The 6,265-nt window shown below is 70.8% G+C and carries 4 protein-coding genes; all 4 read left to right on the top strand.

Translation table 11 applies throughout. The annotated features are described in order from the left end of the window. Window positions 1-2,969, top strand: a 2,969-nt coding sequence (locus ACV530_RS34500; RefSeq protein ID WP_494336656.1) for a non-ribosomal peptide synthetase, incomplete at its 5' end; no start/stop codon positions are given. A gap of 87 nt (window positions 2,970-3,056) precedes the next feature. Next, window positions 3,057-4,160: a 3,5-dihydroxyphenylacetyl-CoA synthase DpgA gene (gene dpgA, locus ACV530_RS34495; RefSeq protein ID WP_494336659.1), complete on the top strand. Its 1,104-nt coding sequence runs from the start codon at window positions 3,057-3,059 to the stop codon at window positions 4,158-4,160. Window positions 4,161-4,219: 59 nt separating this feature from the next. Continuing rightward, a complete protein-coding gene (gene dpgB, locus ACV530_RS34490; protein WP_494336655.1) occupies window positions 4,220-4,930 on the top strand; it encodes an enoyl-CoA-hydratase DpgB in 711 nt (236 codons plus the stop codon). Continuing rightward, window positions 4,930-6,258, top strand: coding sequence for a (3,5-dihydroxyphenyl)acetyl-CoA 1,2-dioxygenase DpgC (gene dpgC, locus ACV530_RS34485; RefSeq protein ID WP_494336654.1), 1,329 nt, complete (start codon window positions 4,930-4,932; stop codon window positions 6,256-6,258). Before dpgB ends, dpgC begins: the two co-directional genes overlap by 1 nt. Window positions 6,259-6,265 lie beyond the last annotated feature (7 nt).

Here is a 6,265-nt window from a genome sequence, read left to right as displayed (position 1 = left end):
GTGAGTTGCTGGACCGTACGCGTGCGGTGGATCTGGCTGCGTTTGATCATCAGGATCTGCCGTTCGAGCGGTTGGTGGAGGAACTCCAGCCTGCCCGCTCCCTCGCCCGCAACCCCCTCTTCCAGGTGCACTTCTCCATGCAGAGCGGTGGCCGTGCAGGCCTCCAACTCGCGGGCCTCGACTGCCGTGCCCTGCCGTCCACCGGCGCGGCCGCCAAGTTCGACCTGTCGTTCCTGCTCAGGGAGTGCTGGAACGACGACCACGGTCCGGCCGGCCTCGACGGAGTCATCGAGTACTCCACCGATCTCTTCGACCACGGCACGGTCGAGACGATGGCCGCACGGCTCGTGCGCGTGCTGGAACAGGTGGCGGCCGACCCGGAGTTGCGCATCCACGAGATCGATGTGCTGGACGGATCCGAGCGCCACCGCATGCTCGTCGAATGGAACGACACCGCGCGGGCCGTCCCCCGTACCACGGTGACCCGGCTCTTCGAGGAGCAGGCAGCGCGCACCCCGGACCGTACGGCACTGGTCCATGGCTCCGTCACGCTCACGTATCGCGAACTCGACGAGAGCGCGAACCGCCTGGCGCGCCGGCTGCGGAGCGAGGGCGCGGGGCCCGAGCACCTGGTCGCCCTTGCGCTGCCCCGGTCGGAACGGATGGTCGTGGCCATGCTCGCGGTGCTGAAGACAGGCGCCGCGTACCTGCCCCTCGACCTCACCCACCCGCCGGACCGCATCAACTCCACGCTCGACGACGCCCGTCCGGCTCTTGTGCTCATGGAGTCGCGGACGGCGGTGCCCGCCGCCCGGGGCATCCTGCTCGACACCCCGGCGGCAGCGGAGCAGATCGCGGCCCGGTCCCCGCTCGGCCTGGCCGACACGGAACTCACCGGCCCGGTGACCCCGGACACCGCCGCCTATGTCCTGTACACCTCCGGCTCCACCGGCCGGCCGAAGGGCGTCGTCGTCACCCACGCCAACATGGTGAACCTGGTGCTCGCCGTGCGAGACCTCCTGGCCCTGGGCCCCGAGGACAGAGTGGCGGCGGTCACCACCACCACCTTCGACATCTCGGTGACGGAGCTGTTCGTCCCGCTGCTGACCGGCTCGGCCCTTGTCCTCGCCGACCGGGAGACCGTACGGGACCCGGCCGAACTGGCCGGTCTGATCGCCCGGAACGGCGTCACCGTACTGCAGGCCACGCCCGGCCTGTGGCAGCAGCTGCTGAGCGCGGAGCGCGAGGCGGTGCGCGGGCTGCGCATGCTGACCGCCGGCGAGGCCCTGCCCGAAAGCCTGGCCGGGGAGATGACCGCGCTCGGTGCCCAGGTCGTCAATGGCTACGGACCGACGGAGACCACCGTCTACTCCACCCTCGCCGTGCTGGAGGAACGGCCCGCCAAGGTCCCCCTGGGCCGCCCGCTGGCGAACACCCGGCTGTATGTGCTGGACGACGGGCTGAGCCCGGTTCCCACCGGATCGGCCGGCGAGCTGTACATCTCGGGCGCCGGGGTGACCCGTGGCTATCTGCGCCAACCGGCGCTGACGGCAAGCCGGTTCGTGGCGGACCCGTTCGGGCCGCCCGGGTCCCGCCTGTACCGTACCGGCGACCTGGTGCGCCGGTCCGCGGACGGCGCGCTGGAGTACCTGGGGCGCGCCGATCACCAGGTCAAGATCCGGGGCTTCCGGATCGAACCGGGCGAGATCGAGGCGGCGTTGGCCGCGCACCCGGACATCGCACAAGCCGTGGTGACCGTGCGCCGGAGCCACACCGGCGACCGGTTCCTGGTGGGCTGCGTGGTGGGCGCCGGGACGGGCCCGGTGGACCGGGCCTCGGTGCGCGAGTATCTGGCGGCACGGCTCCCCGAGTACATGGTTCCCGCACACCTGGTGCAGCTCGACGCCCTGCCCCTGACGGCGAACGGAAAACTCGACCGCTCCGCACTGCCCGAGCCGGACATGACAGGCCCCTCGGCCGGACGTCCGCCGCGGACCCGGCTCGAGAAGGCCCTGTGCCCGCTGTTCGCCGAGGTCCTCGGCATCCCGGAAGTGGGCGTCGACGACGGCTTCTTCGACCTCGGCGGTCATTCCCTGCTCGTCACCCGGCTGGTCGGCCTGATCCATGAGCGGCTCGGCCTGGACGTCGGGGTGCGGACGCTCTTCGAGATGCCGACCGTGGCCCGGCTGAGCCGCTCTCTGGAGGCCGGGGGTCCGGAGGAGGAAGGCCGCACCGCAGGCGCGGGCCTCGGTCCCGTCCTCCCCCTCCGGACCGGCGGCGGAGCCCGTCCGGTCTTCCTGCTTCCCCCGGTGAACGGGCTGGGCTGGGCCTACCCGGCGATGGCGCGGCACATCGCGCCGGAGCACCCGGTCTATGCGCTGCAGGACCCCCGGCTCACCGGCTCCGGCCCGGTCGCGCCCACGAGCGTGGCCGGGATCGCCGAGGAACACCTCGCCCAGGTGCGTGCGCTCCAGAAGAGCGGACCGTACATCCTGGCCGGCTGGTCACTGGGCGGCGTGATCGCGCAGCAAATGGCCGTCGATCTCGAACGGCAGGGGGAAAGGGTCGCCCTGCTGGTCCTGCTGGACTCCCCTCCGGGCGGAGACGGAGCCCCGCCCGTCAGCGACGCGGAGGTGGCGCGCGTCGCCCTGGACGGTGCCACCGCATCCGCGGACAACCCCCTGGCCACGCTGCCGGACGACGTCCTCGACCGGCTCCTGCAGATCACCAGGGAGAACCTCGCGGCAGCAGCCGCGCACCGCCCGAAGCCCTATGGGGGTCCCGTGCTGATCTTCGATGCCACCGAACCCCGGCGCCCGGAACCGTCTCCTTCCGATGCATGGAAACCCTTTCTCACCGGCAAGTTGACGGCACATCACCTGCCATACGGGCACTTCGACATGGTCAGGAGCCAGGCCATGAACACCATCGGACCGATTCTGAAGGGCGAGGTGAAGGACGTTGGCTGAGGAAGAGGCCAAGGAACTCATCAGGAGCGCACCGCGCAGGTGGGGGTGGACATATTGTTGACTGCGCCTTCCCCGCACCCCGGCGTACTGCGGACCGCCGGGGCCGCCCCGGCGGCGGGCCCCCCGATCGCGCACCTCACCGGCGTCGCTACGGCGACAACGGCCCATGCGTACGCCCAGGAAGAGCTCCTGGACATTTTCGGGATCGCCGACCGCAGGATCCGCTCCGTGTTCCTCAACAGCGCCATCGACCGGCGCTTTCTCACGCTCCCGCCGCGACTGCCGGACGGGGAACGGGCCCAGGAGACTCAGGGAGCGCTGCTGGCCAAGCACAAGGCCGAGGGAATCGGCATGGGCATACGGGCCGTCCGGGCGGCCCTCGGCCACACCGGCGCGAACCTCTCGGACGTCCGCCACCTGACCTGTGTGACCACGACCGGCTTCCTCACCCCCGGTTTCAGCGCCCGTTTGATCCGGGAGCTCGGCCTCGACAGGCACTGCGGCCGCCTGGATGTCGTCGGCATGGGCTGCAACGCCGGTCTCAACGCCCTCAACGCCGCAGCCGGCTGGGCGCATGCGCACCCGGGTGAGCTCGCCGTGATGGTGTGCATCGAAGTGTGCTCGGCGGCCTATGTGTTCGACGGCACCATGCGCACCGCGGTGGTCAACAGCCTCTTCGGCGACGGCGCGGCAGCGGTCTGTGTGGTCGGCGGCGGAAGAGAGCACCCCGGCAGGAGCGCTGCGGACCGCGGACCCGCACTCCTCAAGTTCGCCAGCTGCCTCATCCCGGAGGCACTCGACGCGATGCGCTACGACTGGGACGACGCACAGCACCTCTTCAGCTTCTTCCTCGACCCCGACATCCCCTATGTCATCGGCGCGCACGCCGAACTCGCCGTCGGCAGACTCCTCTCCGGAACCGGCCTGCGCCGCAGCGACATCGGGCACTGGCTGGTGCACTCGGGCGGCAAGAAGGTCATCGAGTCGGTCATGGTCAACCTCGGTCTGACCCGGCACGACGTCCGGCACACCACCGCCGTGCTGCGCGACTACGGAAACCTCTCCAGCGGTTCCTTCCTGTTCTCCTACCGGCGATTGATCGACGAGGGCGTCGTCCGGCCGGGCGAGTACGGAGTCCTGATGACCATGGGCCCGGGGTCGACGATCGAGACCGCACTCGTGCGCTGGTGACTCGTGCATGGGCAACGGACAGTCAGAACCACGTCATTGGCAAGGAAGGGCAAGGCCCCATGAGTGTCATCGCCACCGAGGCGTCCACCGGCTTCCGACTGCACATCGATTCCGCCCAGCCGCTCTCCCCCCGGCTGGTCGCGGCACTGAACGAGACATGCGACCGCCTGGAGGCGGACTCCGGCGACGCGGCGGGGGTTCCCATCGGCCTCTTCCACCTCACCGGCGCACCGGACGGCCCGCCGGTCCATGAGCCGCCGGACGGCGTCGACGTCCATCTGGTGAGCAAGTGGGAGCGCACACTGCGGCGGCTGGAGCGGCTCGACGCGGCCACCGTGGCACTGGTCGAGGGCGAGTGCGGCGGTGTCGCCCTCGACACCCTGCTCGCCACCGACTACCGGCTGGCCACTCCCGACGTCCGGCTGCGGCTGTACAGCCGCCAGGACGGCGTCTGGCCCGGGATGGCGGTCTTCCGCCTCGCCGGCCACGCGGGAGCGGCCTGGGCGCGGCGAGCCGTGCTGTTCGGCACCGTCATCCCGGCCGCCAGGGCCCTCGATGCCGGCGTCCTGGACGAGATCACCGAGGACGTCGGCTCCGCGCTACGGGCCGCGCTGGAACGGCTCTCCGCCGTCCCGGGCTCCGAGGTGGCCATCCGCCGCCGGCTGCTGATCGACGCGGCCGGCACCAGCTTCGAGGAGGCCCTCGGAAGCCACCTTTCCGCCTGCGACCGTTCGCTGCGCCGAAGCGGCACACAGGAGGGCACCGCCTGATGACCGCATGCCTGTCCGAGGAGGCCGGCGGAGAGCTCTCCGCATCCGGCAAGGCGCTCGAGAGCGCTGCCACGGCGGTGGACGAGCTGCTGGCCTCCCTTCCCGAACCGGCCCGGCGCTCCGCCGAACAGCACGCTGTCGCGGCAGCGGCCAAGAACTCCGTGAGATCACTGCGCAGCCGCTTCCTCGAGGTGCACGCCGAGGCGGTCTACGACCGGCTGACCGAGGGGCGCAGCCGGCACCCGCGGCTGAACGAACTGGCCGACGCCGCGGCCGTGATGTTCCCCGGCCTGCTGCCGACCCCGCAGCAGATGGCCGGGGAACACGGCCGGGCCCAGGGGCAGAAGGAGGGCCGGGAGATCGACCAGGGGCTCTTCTTCGGCCGGTTGCTGGAGTCCGCCGTCGCGGGAAACCACCTGATGAACTCCATGCTCCGGCCCACCGCCCGGGCCCTGGAGAACCTCGACGGCTTCCGGCGTACGGGCCACGCGGACCTGGGCTCGGTCCGGCTGGAGCGCCACGGGACCGCCGCACACCTGACGATGTGCCGTGAGGACAGCCTCAACGCCGAGGACGACCGGCAGGTCGACGACATGGAGACCGCTGTCGATCTGGCCCTGCTGGACCCCGCGGTCCATGTCGGAGCGATACGCGGCGGCGAGATGACGCATCCGCGCTACCGCGGCCGGAGGGTCTTCAGCTCGGGCATCAACCTGAAGGCCCTCCATGCGGGCCGGATTTCACTGACCGGCTTCCTGCTGCGCCGCGAACTGGGCTACATCGGCAAGCTGATCCGGGGACTGGTGCCCGACCACGCAGCGAGCTGGTCCACCCCGACCGTGGCCAAGCCATGGGTGGCCGCCGTGGACACCTTTGCCATCGGTGGCGGGGCACAGCTGCTGCTGGTCTGCGACCGGGTCATCGCGGCGTCCGACTCCTATCTGAGCCTCCCGGCAGCGCAGGAAGGCATCATTCCGGGGGCGTCCAACTTCCGTCTCCAGCGTGCGGCAGGCGCACGGCTGTCACGCCAGCTCGTGCTGTGGGGACGCAGGATCCAGGCGACCGAGCCCGATGCCGGGCTCTTCATCGACGAGGTGGTCGACACTCCGGAAATGGACCGGACCGTGGCATCGAGCCTGGAACGCCTGGACCATCCTGCCGTCGTCGCCAACCGGAGGATGCTGAACCTGGCGGAGGAGCCGCCGGACGCCTTCCGCGTCTATATGGCGCACTTCGCCGTGCAGCAGGCTCTGCGGCTCTACAGCGAGGACGTCATCGGCAAGGTGGGCAGGTTCTCCGCGTCCCGGACAGTGCCGCTGCGGGGGTGACTCTGGC

This window comes from Streptomyces sp. SX-6, from assembly GCF_059089585.1.
This window is presented reverse-complemented; position numbering and strand designations above follow the sequence as displayed.

Excerpts from the sequence above, each read along its gene's own strand:
- dpgB (WP_494336655.1), top strand. The coding sequence starts at position 4,220 with ATGAGTGTCATCGCCACCGAGGCGTCCACCGGCTTCCGACTGCACATC.
- dpgC (WP_494336654.1), top strand. The coding sequence starts at position 4,930 with ATGACCGCATGCCTGTCCGAGGAGGCCGGCGGAGAGCTCTCCGCATCC.